Source organism: Cobetia sp. 1CM21F (genome assembly GCF_023161745.1).
In the GTDB taxonomy this organism is placed as follows: domain Bacteria; phylum Pseudomonadota; class Gammaproteobacteria; order Pseudomonadales; family Halomonadaceae; genus Cobetia; species Cobetia amphilecti.
Genome location: NZ_JALNTQ010000003.1, coordinates 36543 through 53499 on the forward strand (window position 1 = coordinate 36543; position 16957 = coordinate 53499).

Annotated in this window: 15 protein-coding genes; 14 read left to right on the top strand and 1 reads right to left on the bottom strand. The window is 65.1% G+C overall.

Annotated features, from left to right (window positions below; all coding sequences use genetic code 11):
- Positions 1-78 precede the first annotated feature (78 nt).
- From MSG32_RS11495 to MSG32_RS11550, 12 genes are all read left to right on the top strand, one after another.
- Entirely contained in the window at positions 79-1629 is a 1551-nt protein-coding gene (locus tag MSG32_RS11495; protein ID WP_248379764.1) for a sigma 54-interacting transcriptional regulator, read from the top strand.
- 452 nt (positions 1630-2081) lie between these two features.
- Complete coding sequence (locus MSG32_RS11500; RefSeq protein ID WP_225996532.1) at positions 2082-3218, top strand: TRAP transporter substrate-binding protein; 1137 nt, start codon at positions 2082-2084, stop codon at positions 3216-3218.
- Positions 3215-3946, top strand: a complete 732-nt coding sequence (locus tag MSG32_RS11505; protein WP_107335668.1) for a TRAP transporter small permease subunit — start codon at positions 3215-3217, stop codon at positions 3944-3946. The genes MSG32_RS11500 and MSG32_RS11505 overlap by 4 nt, the downstream gene beginning before the upstream one ends.
- The gene (locus MSG32_RS11510) at positions 3936-5285 is read left to right on the top strand and encodes a TRAP transporter large permease subunit (protein ID WP_054555227.1); all 1350 of its coding nucleotides are present in this window, start codon (positions 3936-3938) and stop codon (positions 5283-5285) included. The genes MSG32_RS11505 and MSG32_RS11510 overlap by 11 nt, the downstream gene beginning before the upstream one ends.
- A gap of 143 nt (positions 5286-5428) precedes the next feature.
- Positions 5429-6040 (top strand): hypothetical protein, encoded by a 612-nt coding sequence (locus MSG32_RS11515; protein WP_248379766.1) that lies wholly within the window; start codon positions 5429-5431, stop codon positions 6038-6040.
- 259 nt (positions 6041-6299) lie between these two features.
- Positions 6300-7427, top strand: a complete 1128-nt coding sequence (locus tag MSG32_RS11520; RefSeq protein WP_282460366.1) for a TauD/TfdA family dioxygenase — start codon at positions 6300-6302, stop codon at positions 7425-7427.
- Positions 7424-8044, top strand: coding sequence for an HD domain-containing protein (locus MSG32_RS11525; RefSeq protein WP_248379768.1), 621 nt, complete (start codon positions 7424-7426; stop codon positions 8042-8044). The genes MSG32_RS11520 and MSG32_RS11525 overlap by 4 nt, the downstream gene beginning before the upstream one ends.
- A gap of 197 nt (positions 8045-8241) precedes the next feature.
- Positions 8242-9216, top strand: coding sequence for an ABC transporter substrate-binding protein (locus MSG32_RS11530; protein WP_248379770.1), 975 nt, complete (start codon positions 8242-8244; stop codon positions 9214-9216).
- A 441-nt stretch (positions 9217-9657) separates the two neighbouring features.
- Positions 9658-10515: an amino acid ABC transporter ATP-binding protein gene (locus tag MSG32_RS11535; RefSeq protein ID WP_248379772.1), complete on the top strand. Its 858-nt coding sequence runs from the start codon at positions 9658-9660 to the stop codon at positions 10513-10515.
- 78 nt (positions 10516-10593) lie between these two features.
- Positions 10594-11502 (top strand): transporter substrate-binding domain-containing protein, encoded by a 909-nt coding sequence (locus tag MSG32_RS11540; protein WP_248379774.1) that lies wholly within the window; start codon positions 10594-10596, stop codon positions 11500-11502.
- A 92-nt stretch (positions 11503-11594) separates the two neighbouring features.
- Entirely contained in the window at positions 11595-12314 is a 720-nt protein-coding gene (locus tag MSG32_RS11545) for an ABC transporter permease subunit (RefSeq protein ID WP_043333243.1), read from the top strand.
- A 1-nt stretch (position 12315) separates the two neighbouring features.
- Positions 12316-13065: an ABC transporter permease subunit gene (locus MSG32_RS11550; protein WP_248379776.1), complete on the top strand. Its 750-nt coding sequence runs from the start codon at positions 12316-12318 to the stop codon at positions 13063-13065.
- A gap of 173 nt (positions 13066-13238) precedes the next feature.
- Here MSG32_RS11550 and MSG32_RS11555 read toward each other — a convergent pair whose 3' ends face one another.
- A complete protein-coding gene (locus tag MSG32_RS11555) occupies positions 13239-13916 on the bottom strand; it encodes a TetR/AcrR family transcriptional regulator (RefSeq protein ID WP_248379778.1) in 678 nt (225 codons plus the stop codon).
- A gap of 244 nt (positions 13917-14160) precedes the next feature.
- Between MSG32_RS11555 and MSG32_RS11560 the strand changes: the two genes are divergently transcribed.
- Positions 14161-15288: an HlyD family secretion protein gene (locus tag MSG32_RS11560; RefSeq protein WP_131431176.1), complete on the top strand. Its 1128-nt coding sequence runs from the start codon at positions 14161-14163 to the stop codon at positions 15286-15288.
- Positions 15289-15290: 2 nt separating this feature from the next.
- On the top strand, positions 15291-16880 hold the full coding sequence (locus MSG32_RS11565; RefSeq protein ID WP_248379780.1) for a DHA2 family efflux MFS transporter permease subunit: 1590 nt from the start codon (positions 15291-15293) through the stop codon (positions 16878-16880).
- Positions 16881-16957 lie beyond the last annotated feature (77 nt).

A 16957-nucleotide genomic window follows, 5' to 3' on the forward strand; every position in this document is an offset into this window, starting at 1 on the left:
AACAATCAGATCCGGCGGGTGTGGTGGCAGAGGGATACGGCTGCCCACGATGACCGGACACGCCAAGGGAGAGCGGTGATGGCTCAGCAGATGCCTGTGTCAGGCGCGGTGGGCGGGGAGAAGATGGCTGCCCCGCTGCGTGATGATCTACCTGCCACCTCGATTCATCTGGAACGGGCGCGCCGCGAGTTGCTGCGTGCCGCGATGGATGCGGTGGAGGAGTGGGTCGTGGTGGTGGATGCCCAGGGCGGTATCCAGTTTCTGAATGCGCCCTATGCCGAGTTTCTCGGCGTCGAGGCCAGCGAGGTGCTGGGGCGCGATGTCAGCGAGGTGATCGAGAACACCCGCATGCACGAGGTGCTGGAGAGCGGACGCGCAGAGCTTGCCCAGCTGCAGTTGATTCGTGGCCACCACATGATTGCCCACCGTTACCCCATCTTCCGCGACGGCGAGCTGATCGGCGCCATCGGTTCGGTGCTCTATCACGACACCTGGGAATGGCGGCAGGTGAATGCCCAGGTTCAGGCGCTGGAAGCAGAGGTGGACTACTACCGTCAGGCGCTGGAAACCCCCACCGGTGCGCGCTGGCAGCTGAGTGACATCATCGGCGATTCGCCCGCCATGCGTGAGCTGGCCTGCAAGGTGCGCAAGATCGCCCCCGGCGGCGCCTCGGTATTGATCCGTGGCGAGTCCGGCACCGGCAAGGAGCTGTATGCCCATGCGCTGCACCGCAGCTCGGCACGCGCCAAGGGCCCCTTCATCAAGCTCAACTGTGCGGCGATTCCCGAAGCGCTGCTGGAAGCGGAGCTGTTCGGCTATGAAGAAGGCGCCTTCACCGGCGCCAAGCGTGGCGGCAAGCCCGGCAAGTTTCAGCTCGCGGATGGCGGCACGCTGTTTCTCGATGAGGTCGGCGACATGCCGCTGGCGATGCAGGCCAAGTTGCTGCGCGTGCTGCAGGACCGCGAGGTCGAGGCAGTCGGCGCGACCCGTCTGGTCAGTGTCGATGTGCGTGTCATCGCCGCGACTCACCGCCCGCTGGAGGCGCTGGTCGAAAGCGGCGAATTCCGCGAAGACCTCTTCTATCGCATCAATGTGGTGCCCTTGCAGGTGCCGCCGCTGCGCGAGCGCCGCGACGACCTGCCGACCCTGGCCATGCATCTGCTGTCACGTCTGGCGCGACGCAGTGGCCGCCGCCCGCCGATACTCTCGCCAGCCGCCCTTGAGCGCCTGTGCGCGCATCATTGGCCGGGCAACGTGCGCGAGCTGGAAAACGTGCTCGAAGCCGCCTTCTATCTGGGCGGCAGCCATATCCAACCGACCGATCTGCCGGATGCCATCGGCGCCCGGCATGGCGATGCGCGGCATGGCGATGCCCGGCACGCCGCTACCCGTCAAAGCGACTTGTCCACACCCGCTTCAGCGTCAGAGTCGTCCACAACCGCCCGGGAGTTGCACGCGACGCCGACCACGCTGCGTGAGGCGATGGCCCAGGCGGAGCGCCAGTTGATCGAGGATGCGCTGCGCGCCGCCGAGGGCAATCGCACCCGCGCCGCCCGTCAGCTCGGCATCGCCAAGTCCTCGCTCTACGAGAAGCTCAATCGGCATGGCCTGTTGGCTGAAACATCCTGATCGACCGGCATTTCACTTTCCCATCACCAACGAGTGGCCAAAGCGTCCGGAATCTCGGTCAGTGACCGGAATTCCGGACGCTTTGCGTTTCTCGACACCCCACGGCGTGCATACCCGCATGGGGTCTGAATTCCTCTATCGGCATATTCGACTGGAGTCGTAGACAGAATTCATGACGGCGCGCGACCTTGGTCGCAGCCTTGGCGGCCTGAGTGTCCGACTTTCCGGACGCTGTCGTGAGCCGATACTGTCGCGCAGGGCGCGGTGAGCCGGCTCGCGCGGGCCTTCCCCCTCGTAGCTCTCTGAAATCATTGACGTTGTTGTGGCGTGGTCAGCCGCTTGCGTTGTCATCGGGTAAGTTGACGTAAGCGTCATCTTGCAACGTGGCTCATGTCCAGCAAGCCACAAGCCGTACGACCAGCGAGCACAACAACAAATCAGGGAGCCGCACCATGTCGCAACACGCCACGCCGTATCAATCGACGCCGACCCGCCGCCTGCGCCTCGGAGCTGCCATTGCGGCGGCCGTGGCCACCACCACCTTGATGGCCGCCGCGCCAGCCCAGGCGGAAGGGCCGAAACAGCTCGACGTCGCCAGTACCTTCTCGACCAAGAACTTCCTCGGTGCCGGTGCCGTGCGCCTGTCAGAGGAACTCAAGAGCGCGACCGGCGGCGAAGTCGGCCTGCGCGTGCACGAGCCGGGCGACCTGGTGCCGGCCTTCGAAGTCTTCAACTCCGTCTCCTCCGGTGCGGTGCAGGCCGGTTGGGACTGGATGGGCTACTGGGCCGGCACGGTGCCGATCACCAACCTCTACGGCGCACTGCCGTTCGGCCCGAGCCCGGAAGCCTTCATGTCCTGGATGTGGGCCGGTGAGGGTACCGAGCTTGTGCAGGCCGCCTACGACCCTTACGGCGTGAAGGTGCTGCCGTGCTTCATCTCGCCGCAGGAAACCGGCGGCTGGTACAACAAGGAAATCAACTCGCCGGAGGACTTCAAGGGCCTGTCGATGCGCATCTCCGGCCTCGGTGCCAAGGTGCTCAACAAGCTGGGCGCCTCGACCCAGCTGGTGCCGGGCAGCGAGATCTACCTCGCGCTGGAGCGTGGCCGTGTCGATGCCACCGAGTTCTCGGTGCCGCAGGTCGATCAGGCGATGGGCTTCAATGAAGTCGCCAAGTACTACTACTTCCCGGGTTGGCACCAGAGCGCCAGCTGGTTCTCGCTGCTGATCAACCAGCAGGTATGGGACAGCTACAGCGATGAGCGCAAGGCGCAGTTCCAGACTGCCTGCCGCGCGACCCTGCAGTGGGCGATGGCCGAAGCGCCGCCGGCTCAGGTACGTGCGATCCACGAGCTCGAAGAGAAGGGTGTCGAGGTCAAGCGCTTCCCGGAGCCGGTGATGACCGCGCTGCAGGAAGCCTGGGGTGAAGTGCTGGCCGAAGAGAAGCAGACCAATCCTGACTTCGCCAAGGCCTACGATTCGCTGATGAAGCATGCCGCACTGATCGACGAATGGTACGAGCTGCAGGCCATGCCGCAGCCGATGGCCATGAAGCAGGCAGACAACGCTGACGAGGGTAGCGCCCAATGACCGACCCCCGCCTTGCGCCCTGGCGGGCACAGGGCGGGGCGGTGTGTGACGCCCTGGGTCGACCGCTGGTCGGCCTGGGGCTGTGGGTGGGTCGCCTGACCAGCTGGTTGGGTCTGGCGATCATCCTGGCCGTGCTCACCACCGTCACGCTCAACGCCCTGGGCATCAATGAAATCGCCAACTGGGGGTCGCCCGACGTGCTGCTGTTCGGCACCGCGATCACCATCAATTCCGTCACCGAGTTGCAGTGGCACCTGTTCGGTCTGCTGACGCTCTTCGGTGGCACCTACGCCCTGCACAGCGATACGCATGTGCGGGTCGACCTGTTCTATCAGCGCCTCTCGCCGCGCGGACGCGCCGTGGTCGATATCCTCGGCCACCTCATCATGCTGATTCCCTTCTGTCTGCTGATCGCCTGGCTGTCCAAGCACTTCGTCACCATGTCCTACATGTCCGGCGAGAAGTCCAACTATGGCGGCCTGGTGGACCGTTACCTGATCAAGGCGATGCTGCCGACGGGGCTGGTGTTCCTCGCCCTCGGCGCGCTGGGGCAGATCTTCGAGAATCTGGCCTGCCTGTTCGACCCGGCGCGCACCCCCGAGCGCCTGAAGGACCACGAGATTGCCAGTCTGGCCGGCCTTGCGGATCAGCAGAATGCTGCGCAAGCGACCACCGACGCCACGGCACCCCAGAATCATGCAGACGGGAGCCATGACAATGCTCGCTGAATACGCCTTGCCCATCACCATGGTGGTGGCACTTCTGATCGGTATCTTCTCCGGCTACCCGGTGGCCTTTCTGCTCGGCGGGCTGGGTATCCTGTTCGCCTTCATCGGCGACATCCCGCTGCCGTTTCTCGGCACCGTCGGCTCGCGCATCTTCGGCGGCGTGATCGAGAACTGGCTGCTGATCGCGATTCCGCTGTTCGTGTTCATGGGGCTGATGCTGGAAAGCTCCGGCGTGGCGCGCAATCTGCTGATGACACTGCAGCGGCTGTTCGGTCGCGTGCATGGCGGTCTGGCCGTCTCGGTGGCGCTGCTGGGCGTGGTGATGGCCGCCAGTACCGGCATCATCGGTGCCTCGGTGGTCATGCTGGGCCTGCTGGCGCTGCCGGTGATGCTGGGGCAGGGCTACAAGGCCGAGATGGCCTGCGGGGTCATCGCGGCCTCCGGCACCCTGGGCATCCTGATTCCGCCCTCGATCATGCTGGTGCTGATGGGCTCCATCCTGCAGATCTCGGTGGGGGCGCTGTTCAAGGCGGCGCTGATTCCGGGGCTGATGCTCGGCGCGCTCTACGTCGCCTATCTGCTGATCACCGCCAAGCTGCGCCCGGACTGGGCACCGCTGCCGGACCAGTCGCTGCTCGGCACCGACAAGACGCCGCTGCCGCTGGCACTGCTGCGTGACCTGCTCGGGCCGATGGTGCTGATCGTCGCGGTGCTGGGGTCGATCATGACCGGTATCGCCACGCCCACCGAGGCCGCGGCCATCGGCGCGGGTGGCAGTCTGCTGCTGGCGCTGGTGATGGGCGGACTGTCCTTCTCCACCCTGCGCAACACGCTGCGCGATACCTCGCGGACCAGTGCGATGATCCTGTTCGTCGTCATCGGCGCGACCTGCTTCTCGGTGGTCTTCAAGCGTCTCGGCGGTGACTATCTGATCGAGGATGTCATCACCGGCACCGGCCTTGGCCCCTACGGCCTGCTGTTGCTGCTGATGGGGCTGATCTTCGTGCTCGGCTTCTTCCTCGAGTGGATCGAGATCAGCTTCGTGGTGCTGCCGCTGGTGGCGCCGGTGGTCGAGGCGCTGGACTTCGGGCTCGGGCTTTCCGGTCAGGGACTGCTGGTGTGGTTCGCGATTCTGGTCGCCATCAACCTGCAGACGAGTTTCCTGACGCCACCCTTCGGCTATGCGTTGTTCTACCTCAAAGGCATCACCGCCGGGCAGGTGTCCATCGGCACCATCTATCGCTCGATTCTGCCCTTCGTCGGCCTGCAGCTGGCGGGTCTGATCCTGTGCATGCTGTTCCCGGCGCTGGTGCTGTGGCTGCCGGGGCTGATGCCCTGACGCTCGCCAATCGGAGCATCACAGGGAGGTGATGCCCGGGTAAGCAGAGAGCAGAGCAGAGGGCTGAGCAGAGAGCTGAGCAGCGCAGCGCGGCATGAGGCACGCAGGGGCGACCCTTCGGGGGTTCTATCAGGGAGAATGAGATGCTGCCACGACGCAGGGTATTGATCGCGGGGCAGGGGGAGTGGCTGGAGGCCATGGCGCGCACCTTCCTGGAAGATGGCGCCATCATCGCCCTGATGGGCACCGCGCCGGCGGACCTCGAACGCGTGCTGGATGCACTGGGCGGCGAGCAGTCGGACCGCTTCGGCCAGGTGGTCGGCGAGGGCTGCTTCGAGACACTGGTGGCGCGTCTCGGGCGCCTCGACGTGCTGGTCTGCATGCCGCCTCAGGCCATGGCCGGGCAGTCGCTGGAAGCCTGTCTGGTCGCGCAGGTCGCGGGCCCCGGCGCCTTGCTCAAGGCGGCCTGTGCGCGCATGTTGCGCCACGGCGGACGCCTGCTGGCCGTGGCACCACCGCTGCCTTCGCAGCCGTCCTCGTCGCTGTCCTCGCAGGAGCATCACGGCACTGCCATGGCGCAGGCGGCGCTGAGTGAGCTGATCCAGCGGCTGGCGTCACGCGCGCCGGACAAGGTACGCGCCAATCTGCTGTGCCCCGAGGGCAGCCGACCGGACGCCGTGGCGGAATGCGCGCGCTTTCTGGCCGGTGGCGCCGGGCGCTCCCTCAATGGTCAGGTGCTGCACCTGAGCGACTGATCTGCCGATAGACGTTTTACAACACAAGCGGCCGTGGCATTGCCACGGCCGCTTGTCGTCGTCTGCTGGTCTGACATATGGCCAATTTGATCAAATATACGTCCAATAATATCAACCCGCTCTGGCTGAAGTGATTAAGGTAGAAGGAGACTCAGCGTCGCACCAGCATCCGCGAGCAGGTACCTGTCCAGTAAGACAACAGTGCCGCTCCCTCAGCCGTGGAGATCATCGAGTGCCCAGCAGACCGCATTCCGTCAGCCTGAAAGACCATGGACAACAACTGCATCTGAGCCACGCCGAGGGCGATCTGACCCTCGAGGCGCTCTGGCTGCGTGAGCGGAGTCCCGATGAAACGACGCTCGATTCCCTCACCGGTCAGCGCCTGATCGAGGCGGCGGACCTGCCGCTGGACCTGAACCTGACTCAGGCACAGCTGGATGGCGATACGCTGTCACTGGCCTTCAGTGACGGCCATGCGGCGAGCTTCTCGCTGGCGGACCTGCTGGCGGAGTGTCAGCCCTCCGAGGCCTATCAGGGCATGACCTTCTGGCAGGGGAATCTCGCCCAGCTGCCCGAGGCCGACTTCGCCGCGGCGCTGGAGGATGACGCGGCCTTGCTGGACATGCTCGAGCAGTTGCAGCGCTTCGGCTTCGTGCGGGTCAGCGGCGTGCCGGACACGGAGGACGGCATGCAGGGACTGATCCACCGCATCGGGCCGCTGCGGCGCACCAACTGGGGCGGTATCGCCGACGTGAAATCCGTCGCCAATGCCTATGACCTCACCATGACCCAGCGCGGGCTGGAGCCGCATACCGACAATCCCTACCGCGACCCGATTCCGGGCTACATCTGGCTGCACTGTCTGCGCAACGCGGCCCAGGGCGGCGACAGCATGCTGGTGGATGGCTTCAGTGCGGCAGAGCACCTGCGCCGTGAAGACCCCGAGGCCTTCGCCTGCCTGACAGAAGTCAGCCCCGGCTTCCGTTATCACGACGCCACCACGCGCCTGGAAAGCGAAGGCCCGCTGATCGAGTTGGACAGCCGTGGTCAGGTCGCCCGAGTGCGCTTCTCCAACCGCACTGAGCGGGTGCCGGCGCTGCCCGGCGCGACGCTGCGTCGCTACTACGCTGCCCGCCAGGCGTTCTATCGCCTGATCTCCGGTGACGACTTCACGCTGCACCTCAAGCTGGCGCCGGGCCAGATGCTGATCATGGACAACTACCGGTTGTTCCATGGTCGCAGCGCCTTCCAGCTGGAGGGTGGCATCCGTCATATGCGCCAGGGCTACGTGGACCGCGACTCCACCGCCAGCCGCCGCCTGCTGCTGGCCGATCAGCTCGCCGGTCAGCGCGACGGTCAGTTCGCCAATGAGGAGGCCAGCGCATGAGCGAGCAGGCCCGCTTCCGCAGTTTCGAGGAAAGCACGCATGCCGAGTGGGCGCTGATCGATGCGCGCTTCCGGGAATATCAGTCCGATGCCTGCCGGCGTGTGCTTGAACATCTGGGGCGTCTTAAGGGCGATCACCACGGCTATCCGGTCGATCGCTACGAACACTGCCTGCAGACCGCCACCCGCGCGCTGCGCGCCGGCGCCGATGAGGAGATGGTGGTCTGCGCGCTGCTGCATGACATCGGCGACGACCTGGCACCGGCCAATCATGCCGAGATCGCCGCCGGTATCCTCGAGCCGTTCATCGACCCGCTGAACACCTGGATGATTCGTCATCACGAGCTGTTCCAGGGTTATCACTACCGCGAATTCTTCGGTCAGGACCGCCACGCCCGCGAGGCACATGCCGGGCATCCCGCCTATGAGCGCACCGTGCGCTTCTGTGATGAGTGGGACCAGACCAGCTTCGACCCCGAATACGACACCCTGCCGCTGGAGCATTTCATCCCGATGCTGGAGCGGGTGATGGCGCGCGCGCCCTTCGGCGGCTTGCCGGATCTGGTGCCGGAGCCAGAAATTGAGAAGGGCCTGGCCAGGCAGGCCAGTGCTCGCTGAAGGCGCACTCCTCTGGCGGGTAAAGTTCCAACGAATCAATTGATTGCGACGCAGCAGGGCGGAGAAGACACAAGCACCGACAACGACAACGACAACGCCGTGAGCGACGGACACGCACGACGACCGCCATATACGAAGCCTTTCAGCCCCGACAACAACAAGGCCCGGCGCGACCGGAACCGACAAGGAAAGACACGATGACCACCACCCCGTACCCCCTGACACCTATGACGAAGCACGGCGCCCGCCGTGGCCTGCTTGCCCTCGCGACCCTGCTGCTCGGCACGGCTAGCCTGGCAGCCGCGGCCCAGGACAAGGATGACGAGCTGACGCTGATCGTGCCGCCGTGGCCCGGCGTCACCGTCAAGAGCGAGATCGTCGCCCAGATCCTCGCCCCGCTGGGCTACGACGTGGAGCGCCAGGAAGTCAGCTCCACCGTCGGCTACAACACCCTGACCACCGGCGACAGCGACGCCTTCCTCGCTGGCTGGCTGCCTGCTCAGAAAGACAGTTATGACGCGGCCATGGCCGCCGGTGCGATCACCGATCTCGGCAACAACGTCACCGGCGCCCGCATGGGCTTCGCGGTGCCGGGCTATGTCTACGAGGCTGGCATCCACAGCGCCGCGGACCTTGCCGCCCACGCCGAGCAATTCGACGAGACCGTCTACTCCATCGAAAGCGGCTCCACCGTCAGCGACATGCTCAATGGCGCCATCGACAATGATGTCTATGGCCTGGGCGACTGGGATGCGATGGAGTCCTCGACGCCCGGCATGCTCAGCGAGGTGCGTGCCGCCCAGCGCGAGCAACGCTGGATCGCCTTCTACGGCTGGACACCGCACTGGATGGTGCCGGAATTCGACACCCATATCCTGGCAGACCCGGAGTCGGTGTTCGGCCCCGACAATGGCGCCAGTGACGTCAAGACCGTCGTGCGTACCGCCTACGCCGAAGCCAATCCCAACCTCGCCCGCTTCCTCGATCAGCTGGTCTTCAGCTCCGAAGAGCAGAGCGGCTTCATCCTCGACTACAGCCTGAAGGAGCGTGACCTCGATGAGCTGGCGCACGACTGGCTGGCCGCCAATCCGGACCGGCTGGCGGAATTTCTCGCCGACGTGACCACGCGCGATGGCGAGGATGCCCTGGCCGCCGTGAAGGCCAGCCTGTGAGGCTGACCTAGCCTTGCTGCCGCCTTGACGGCCTGGGCGGGAGCAGAGGGATGGCTCCCGCCCAGGCCTCGTATTGCCCAAGCCCCGCAGCGCCCAGGCCACGTCGCGTCCAGGACGCGCAATCCGTGAACCACGACCCTGCTTGCCATGCCTCTGGCGTGGAAAGTCGCAATGTGGAACGCCTCTTGCTATACAAGTGTATCAATAGTCGTTCGCTCGATTGTAGCTCGATCGCCGATTGCGCAGCCCGCCGCAGCCCGCCGCGGCCCGCAGCGGCAAGCCAGGCGTCATCCGCGCATCGCCAGTCAGGCCCGGCAGCATCACGCCGCACCAGCAGGGTGCGTCACGCCGCTAGCGGCTGCACGATCGCCCATTTCACGCCAGCCACAGCCACCCACTTGTGAGTCGCTCATGACTATCTCGCCCTCGAACGTATCTCCCATGACCCGCTCGAAGAATGCAGACAGTGACGGCATCTCCCAGCCTCAGCAGGCGCGCCCGGACGCCCAGGCAAGACCCGCGCGCGCTGCCTCGAATCGGGTCGTCGTCGAAGCCAGCAACATCGTCAAGCACTACGGTGATCTGGCGGTGCTGCACGACGTGTCCTTGCGCGTGAAGGAAGGCACCGTCACCACCATCATCGGCGCCAGTGGCTCCGGCAAGAGCACCTTGCTGCGCTGCATGAACCTGCTCGAGCGCCCCGACCGGGGCGAGCTGTCGATCGCCGATGAGCATGTGCGCTTCGACCGCGACAGCCGTGGCGGCCTCATCGGGCTGGATCGTCGTCAGATCCAGCGGCTGCGCTCCAAGGTCACCATGGTCTTCCAGCAGTTCAATCTGTGGCCGCACCTGACCGTGCTCGGCAATGTCACCGAGGCGCCGATGCGCGTGAAGGGCATGTCACGCCGCGAGGCGACGCGTATCGCGGAGCACTATCTGGAACGTGTCGGCATGCTGGAGCGCGCCGACAGCTATCCGGCCTTTCTCTCCGGCGGCCAGCAGCAGCGGGTCGCGATCGCGCGTGCGCTGGCGATGGAGCCGCGCGTGCTGCTCTTCGATGAGCCGACCTCGGCGCTGGACCCGGAGCGGGTCAGTGAAGTGCTCGGCGTCATCCGCAGCCTCGCCGATGAGGGCCGCACCATGCTGATGGTGACCCACGAGATGGCCTTCGCCAGAGAAGTCTCCGATCAGATCGTGTTCCTCGATGAGGGCAGGGTAGGCGTGGCCGGAAGCCCGGCGGAGGTCTTCGAGCAGACCGAGCACGAGCGCTGCCGCCGCTTCATCGCACCGGCCGCCTGAGCCCCGCCTGCATCACCCGTCATGGACCTCCCCGCCATGACGTAGATGGACCCACAACAACAGCCAGGAGATGGCCTGATGACCTTGATGAACGACGCTGGATTCGCTGCCAAGACACCTTCACTGACCGCGCGCGGAACGCGTTCTGCCTCTGCTTCCACTTCCACCTCTGCTCTTTTCACCTCTGCTTCCACCTCTGCGCTGCGCAAGCTGGCCGGTGCACTGATGATGGGGGGACTGACGCTGGGTGGACTGACGCTGGGCGCCGCTCAGGTGCATGCCGCCGACACCCTCAAGATCGGCATCTCCGCGGAACCTTACCCGCCCTTTACCTACACCTCCGCCAGCGGCGAGTGGACCGGCTTTGAAGTGGAGCTGGCCGAGGCGATCTGTGACGCCATGCAGCGTGAGTGCGAGATCACCCCGACCGGCTGGAGCGGCATCATCCCCTCGTTGAAGGCCGGTCGCATCGACATGATCATGAATTCGATGACCATCACCAAGGCCCGCGAGAAGGTCATCGACTTCAGCATCCCCTACTACAACTCGCCCGGCGCCTACGTGGCCGCCAAGGATCTCGAGCTCGAGATTCCGGACGGCCTCGACGGCAAGATTCTCGGCACCCAGGCGGCGACCACCCACGCCAACTTCGCGCGTCGAGCGCTGCGCAGCACCGGCGTCGATGTGCGCCTCTATGACCAGCAGGAGCAGGTCAACAGTGACCTGCTGTCTGGGCGCGTGGACGTGATTCTGGCCGACGAGATCGCCATGAGCGCACTGGTCAAGCGTGACGAGGCCAGCAACTTCGAGATCAAGGCGACCACGCCGCAGCACGAGGCCTACGGCATCGGTGCCGGTGTCGGGGTACGCAAGGAAGATGGCGCGCTGAAAGAGGCGCTCGATGGCGCCATCCACCGGGTCTACGCGGACGGCACCTGCACGGCGCTCTCGAACAAGTACTTCGATACCGACGTCTGCCTGGGCTGAGCCTGCGCGTGCTGGCCGGCCGAGGTCGTCTGGTCAGCACGCCTCGCGTATCGCATCCGCCATTTCCTACTGATACGAGAAGGACGCCGATCATGTCCCAGTTCGCCCAGGAAGGGCTCGCCGATTGGGCAGCCCCGATACTCGCCGGTGCCGTCACCACCCTGCAGATCGCCTTCGCCGCCTACGCCATCGGCTTGCTGCTCGGGCTGGTGGGGGCGGCGTCACGACTCAGCCCCTGGGCGCCGCTGCGCGCGCTGGCCACCAGCTATTCGACGGCCGTGCGCGCGGTGCCGGAACTGCTGCTGATCATCCTGCTGTACTACGGCGGCTCCCAGGCGCTCACCGCCTTGATGAACGCGCTGGGTGTCGCGGGCAAGGTCGAGATCAGCGGCTTCGTCACCGCCGTCGGCGTGCTGGCCTTCGTGCAGGGCGCCTACATGACCGAAGTCTTTCGCGGCGCCATCCTGGCCATCCCCAAGGGCCAGCTGGAAGCGGCCGATGCCTACGGCTTCTCGCCCATGGCGCGCTTTCGCTACATCACGCTGCCGGGCATGTTGCCCAACGCACTGCCGGGCATGTCCAACCTGTGGCTGATCCTGATCAAGGACACCGCCCTGATCAGCGTCATCGGCTTCAGCGAGCTGTTCTTCACCGTGCAGCAGGCGGCCGCCAGCTCGCGCGCCTACTTCCTGTTCTACAGCGTGGCGGGGCTGCTCTATCTGCTGATGACCCTGACCTCGAGCGCCGCGTTCAGTCGTCTGGAGCGCTACGTGCGCCGCGGCGAACCCGATATTTCAGCCCAGGAGGCGTGACATGGATTTCAGCTGGTTATCGGACCCCTATTATCAGGAATCGCTGTGGACAGGACTGATCAACACCCTGGTGCTGCTGGGGGTGTCGGCCGTGCTCGGCTTCACGCTGGCGGTCGGTATGGCGATGGCGCGCATCAAGGGCCCCAGGCCTCTCGCCTGGCTGGCCAGCGGCGTCTCCATCGTGATGCGTGGCACGCCCCTGCTGGTACAGCTGTTCTTCTTCTATTACGGCATCGGCCGGCTGCTGGAAGGCATTCCCGGCATTCGCGAGAGCATGTTCTGGGGCATCCTGCGTGATCCGTTCTTCTACGCCACCCTGACCTTCACCCTCTCGGTGGGCGCCTACTCCGGTGAAGTCCTGCGCGGGGCACTGCTCAGCGTGCCGCCGGGCGAGCGGGAAGCGGGCCGTGCCTTCGGCATGGGGCCGTTTCAGGTCTTCAGTCGCCTGTGGCTGCCGCGCGCCATCCAGCTGTGCCTGCCGACCCTGACCGGCGAGATGATCCTGCTGCTCAAGTCGGTGCCGCTGGTCTCGACGATCGCCATGATGGACCTGCTGCAGGTCGCCAACATCATCCGCGACGAGAACTTCCTCACCTACGAGCCGCTGCTGTTCATCGGCGCCATCTACCTCGTGCTGACCATCCTGCTGACCCTGTGTCTGCGCCAGGTCGAACTCAACTTCCCCGGCGTACGCGCCCAGGCACGCTTGAGGCCAGCCCCCTGGCGGGCATTGCTGATTTCCCGCAGATAATCTCTCTTGCACACGAATACGCCGAGTCAGTCGACTCGGCGTATTCGTGTCAGTGGGCCGGTGATCAGGCCCCGAAGCCAGCAAGCTTTCTAACTTGCTCCGAAGCCAGCAAGCTCTCTAACTGCCCCCGAAGCCAGCAAGCTTTCTAACTGGCACCGAAACCTGCCAGCTTTCTAACTTGCCCCGAAGCCGGCAAGAAAGACGCGCACACAGCGTCTGACATGTGGGCGGAGTTGTTCGGGGCTTGCGGTGTCGGGTGGGCAGCCGAGCAGGGCGTCGACATGCAGCGGGTTGAGCAGCATGCCGGTGAGCAGGTTGGCGGCGGCCAGCGGCTCCTGGCCGAGGCCGGTGGACGGCAGGTGGCCCTGGGCGACCTGACGCGACAGGTAGCCTGCCAGGCGTTGTCGGGTCAGCTTGGGGCCGTTGTCTAGGAACAGCTTGCCGAGCTGCGGGTTGCGGCCGCTTTCGAAGGCGAGGCCACGGAACAGGCGGATCAGTTCGGGCGCGAGGGCCAGCGCCAGCATCGCCATGCCGAAGTCTTCCAGCGCTTCCTCGACACTGCGTGTCTCGTTGGCTTCGTGGTCCATCACCGACCACACCGTCTGCGCCTCCTGCTGCATCACGGCCAGAAACAGGCCGTCCTTGTTGCCGAAATTACGATACAGCGTTGCCAGTGATCCGCCGGCCTGCCGGGCGATCTCATTGATGCTGGTCGCGGCGAAGCCGTGTTCGAGGAAATGTTCGCGCGCGACTTCCAGCTGGCGTTTGCGGCGTGCTTCCCCGCGCGGTGAGGCGCGAGTCGCGGTGCTTCCCGAGTCAGGGGCGGTCTCTGATGAGGGCGAATCAGTCATGTGAGTGTCCTGTCTGTGATCCGGAAACCGCCTGAAACAGGCAAGGTTGCGATATTGCGAACGAGAGACGCTGTCTGTCGAAACTGTCGGGGCTGCCTCAAGGAAGTGTAGTATTCATTACACTTTGTGGCGATGCAAGATGACAGCCGTGGCCTGAGCGCTCGCAAGCGCCGTGGCCGCCTCATCCGCAGCGTCAGACAGATTACACGCCTGTCACCGACAGGCAGCAAGAGAGAGTCGCCGAATGAACAAGGCAGGCAAGGGTGTCGTGGCACTCATCGTGGTGGCGGGCGTGATCGCTGGCGGAGTGATGGGGGTCGAATGGTGGCAGGTCGGGCGCTTCATGCAGGAGACCGACAACGCCTATGTGCGTACCGACAGCGTCGCGGTGCGCTCCGAGATCACCGCGCGGGTGACGCGCATGCTGGTGCATGACAACCAGCCGGTGAAGAAGGGGCAGCTGCTGGTGCAGCTGGATGACGAAGATGCCAGGGCCAATCTGGACCAGGCCAGTGCCGCGCTGGACAACGCCCGCACCGGGGAAGTCCAGGCCGAGCGGCAGCTGGACCTGCAAGGCGCGAAGATCGACGAGGCCAAGGCCGCGCTGGCCTCGGCCAAGGCCGAACGCGATCAGGCGGCGCTGCACCTCAAGCGCTCCAGAAGTCTGGAGAGCCGCAGCTACGCCTCGCGTCAGTCCTATGAAGATGACCAGGTGACCATGCGCACCGCCGAGGCGAGCGTTGCCCAGAAGCAGGCTGCGCTGGTGTCTGCCCGGCAGCAGCTTGAGGTCTACAAGGCGCAGCTGGAATCGGCGCGTGCCCAGGTGGTGTCAGCGGCGGCAGATCTCGCCTACGCGCGCCACCAGCTGGAGAAGACCTCGATCTACGCGCCGCAGGATGGCGTGGTCGGCAATCGCAGTGTCGAGGTGGGCACCATGGCCAGCGCCTCGTTGACCCTGATGCAGCTGGTGCCGGTGAAGAGCGCCTATGTGGTGGCCAACTACAAGGAAACCCAAACCGAGCGCATGCGCGTTGGCCAGCCGGTCAGTCTCGAGGTGGACGCCTACCCGGACATCGAGTTTGAGGGCGTGGTGGATAGCCTGGCGCCGGCGACCGGCACCGAGTTCAGCCTGCTGCCGACCGACAACGCCACCGGCAACTTCAACAAGATCGTCCAGCGTGTGCCGGTGCGCATTCGCCTGACCGGCCCAGCGGATGCGCTGCCGCGTCTGCGCGCCGGCCTGTCGGTCATCCCCAGCGTCGATACACGAGAGCTTTCGGACACCGGCACCTATGCCGTCGATAGCCTCTCCAGGGACGTCATCGCGCCCGATGCCGCGCAGGTCGCCAGCGCTGATCGCGGAGCGCAGTAAGCATGGCCGAGACGACTCAGTCCTCGGCGCAATCCCCGAGACAGCCCCCGAGCCAGCCCCCCGCGGGCACCGCCAGTGACATGCCGACGCGCCGCCAGCAGATCGGCTTCGTGGCCGCGGTGTTCGGCATGTTCATGGCGATTCTGGATATCCAGATCGTGTCCAGCTCGCTCAACGAGCTGCAGGCGGGCCTGGCCGCCAGTCAGGACCAGATCTCCTGGGTACAGACCAGCTACCTGATCGCCGAGATCGTGATGATTCCGCTCTCCGGCATGCTGGCGCGCATCTTCTCGACGCGGCTGGTGCTGACCGTCTCGGCGCTGGGCTTCACGCTGGCGAGTCTGGGCTGTGCGCTCTCGACCTCGCTGGAAGCCCTGATCGTGCTGCGTGCGGTCCAGGGCTTCATGGGCGGGGCGATGATTCCGCTGACCCAGGCGGCCAGCTTCTCGATCTTCCCGCGCCGCATGATGGGCAGCATCCAGGCGGTGATCGGCCTGGTGGCGACCATGGCGCCCTCCATCGGGCCGTCCGTCGGCGGCTATATCACCGAATACATGAGCTGGCATTGGCTGTTTCTGGTCAATCTGGTGCCGGGCATCATCGTGGCGGCGCTGGTGTGGCGCAATCTGGAGATCGACAGCGGCGACCGCGGCCTGCTCAGTCGTCTGGATACGCTGGGCCTGGCGCTGATGGCGGTCTTTCTCGGCAGTCTCGAATTCGTGCTCGAGGAGGGGCCCGGCGATGACTGGTTCGCCAGTTCGCTGATCCTGTTCTGGAGTGTGGTGTGCGCGGTGGCGGCGGTCGGCTTCTTCTGGCGCGTGCTGACGACCAGCAACCCCATCGTCGACCTGCGGGTGTTCAGGGACCGCAACTTCGCGCTGGGGGCGATCATCGGCTTCTGGATCGGCGTGGTGCTCTACGGGCTGGTCTATCTGGTGCCGCTGTTTCTCGGCTCGATTTCCGGCTTCTCCAGCGTGCAGATCGGGCAGGTGATGTTCGTCAGCGGCGTGGTGATGTTCCTGATGGCGCCGGTGGCGGGCAAGCTTTCCGACCGCATCGATCTGCGTCTGATGCTGTGCATCGGCCTGGTGCTGACCGGCCTCGGCACCGGCATGAACGTGCACCTGACCTCGGACTCGGGCTTCGATGACTTCTTCTGGCCACAGGTGATCCGCGGCGCGGGTCAGATCATGGTGCTGCTGTCGGTCTCCCGGCTGGCGATGGGGCGTCTGGCGCCCCACGAGATAGGCAACGGCAGTGGCCTGTTCAACGTGATGCGCAACCTGGGCGGCGCGGTGGGGCTGGCGCTGATCGACACCATCCGCGAGCTGCGTGAGGACTATCACTGGAACCAGATGATCGGGGCCATCGACCAGAGTCGCCAGGTGGTGATCGATCAGCTGGCAAGCTATCAGTCGACCTTCGCGGGGCTGGCTGATCCGTGGCAGGCCGGTGTGCAGATGATCGCCCAGCGCATCAGCATCCAGGCCGAGGTGCTGGCCTTCGACAATATCTTCCTGTGGCTGGGCGCGGTCTATGTGGTGGGCAGCGTGGCGGCCTTCCTGTTCCAGAATCCCACCAGCGACCAGTAAAGACAACGACCGAGAGAAGGCTAAAGGTTTAATTGATCATTTCAATCTTCTTTATTAATGAGTTGGTACTATGTTAA

Coding starts and splice junctions, on each gene's coding strand:
- MSG32_RS11510 (WP_054555227.1), top strand. CDS start 3,936: ATGCTCGCTGAATACGCCTTGCCCATCACCATGGTGGTGGCACTTCTG.
- MSG32_RS11560 (WP_131431176.1), top strand. CDS start 14,161: ATGAACAAGGCAGGCAAGGGTGTCGTGGCACTCATCGTGGTGGCGGGC.
- MSG32_RS11545 (WP_043333243.1), top strand. CDS start 11,595: ATGTCCCAGTTCGCCCAGGAAGGGCTCGCCGATTGGGCAGCCCCGATA.
- MSG32_RS11565 (WP_248379780.1), top strand. CDS start 15,291: ATGGCCGAGACGACTCAGTCCTCGGCGCAATCCCCGAGACAGCCCCCG.
- MSG32_RS11505 (WP_107335668.1), top strand. CDS start 3,215: ATGACCGACCCCCGCCTTGCGCCCTGGCGGGCACAGGGCGGGGCGGTG.
- MSG32_RS11495 (WP_248379764.1), top strand. CDS start 79: ATGGCTCAGCAGATGCCTGTGTCAGGCGCGGTGGGCGGGGAGAAGATG.
- MSG32_RS11530 (WP_248379770.1), top strand. CDS start 8,242: ATGACCACCACCCCGTACCCCCTGACACCTATGACGAAGCACGGCGCC.
- MSG32_RS11525 (WP_248379768.1), top strand. CDS start 7,424: ATGAGCGAGCAGGCCCGCTTCCGCAGTTTCGAGGAAAGCACGCATGCC.
- MSG32_RS11535 (WP_248379772.1), top strand. CDS start 9,658: ATGACCCGCTCGAAGAATGCAGACAGTGACGGCATCTCCCAGCCTCAG.
- MSG32_RS11550 (WP_248379776.1), top strand. CDS start 12,316: ATGGATTTCAGCTGGTTATCGGACCCCTATTATCAGGAATCGCTGTGG.
- MSG32_RS11500 (WP_225996532.1), top strand. CDS start 2,082: ATGTCGCAACACGCCACGCCGTATCAATCGACGCCGACCCGCCGCCTG.
- MSG32_RS11540 (WP_248379774.1), top strand. CDS start 10,594: ATGACCTTGATGAACGACGCTGGATTCGCTGCCAAGACACCTTCACTG.
- MSG32_RS11555 (WP_248379778.1), bottom strand. CDS start 13,916: ATGACTGATTCGCCCTCATCAGAGACCGCCCCTGACTCGGGAAGCACC.
- MSG32_RS11515 (WP_248379766.1), top strand. CDS start 5,429: ATGCTGCCACGACGCAGGGTATTGATCGCGGGGCAGGGGGAGTGGCTG.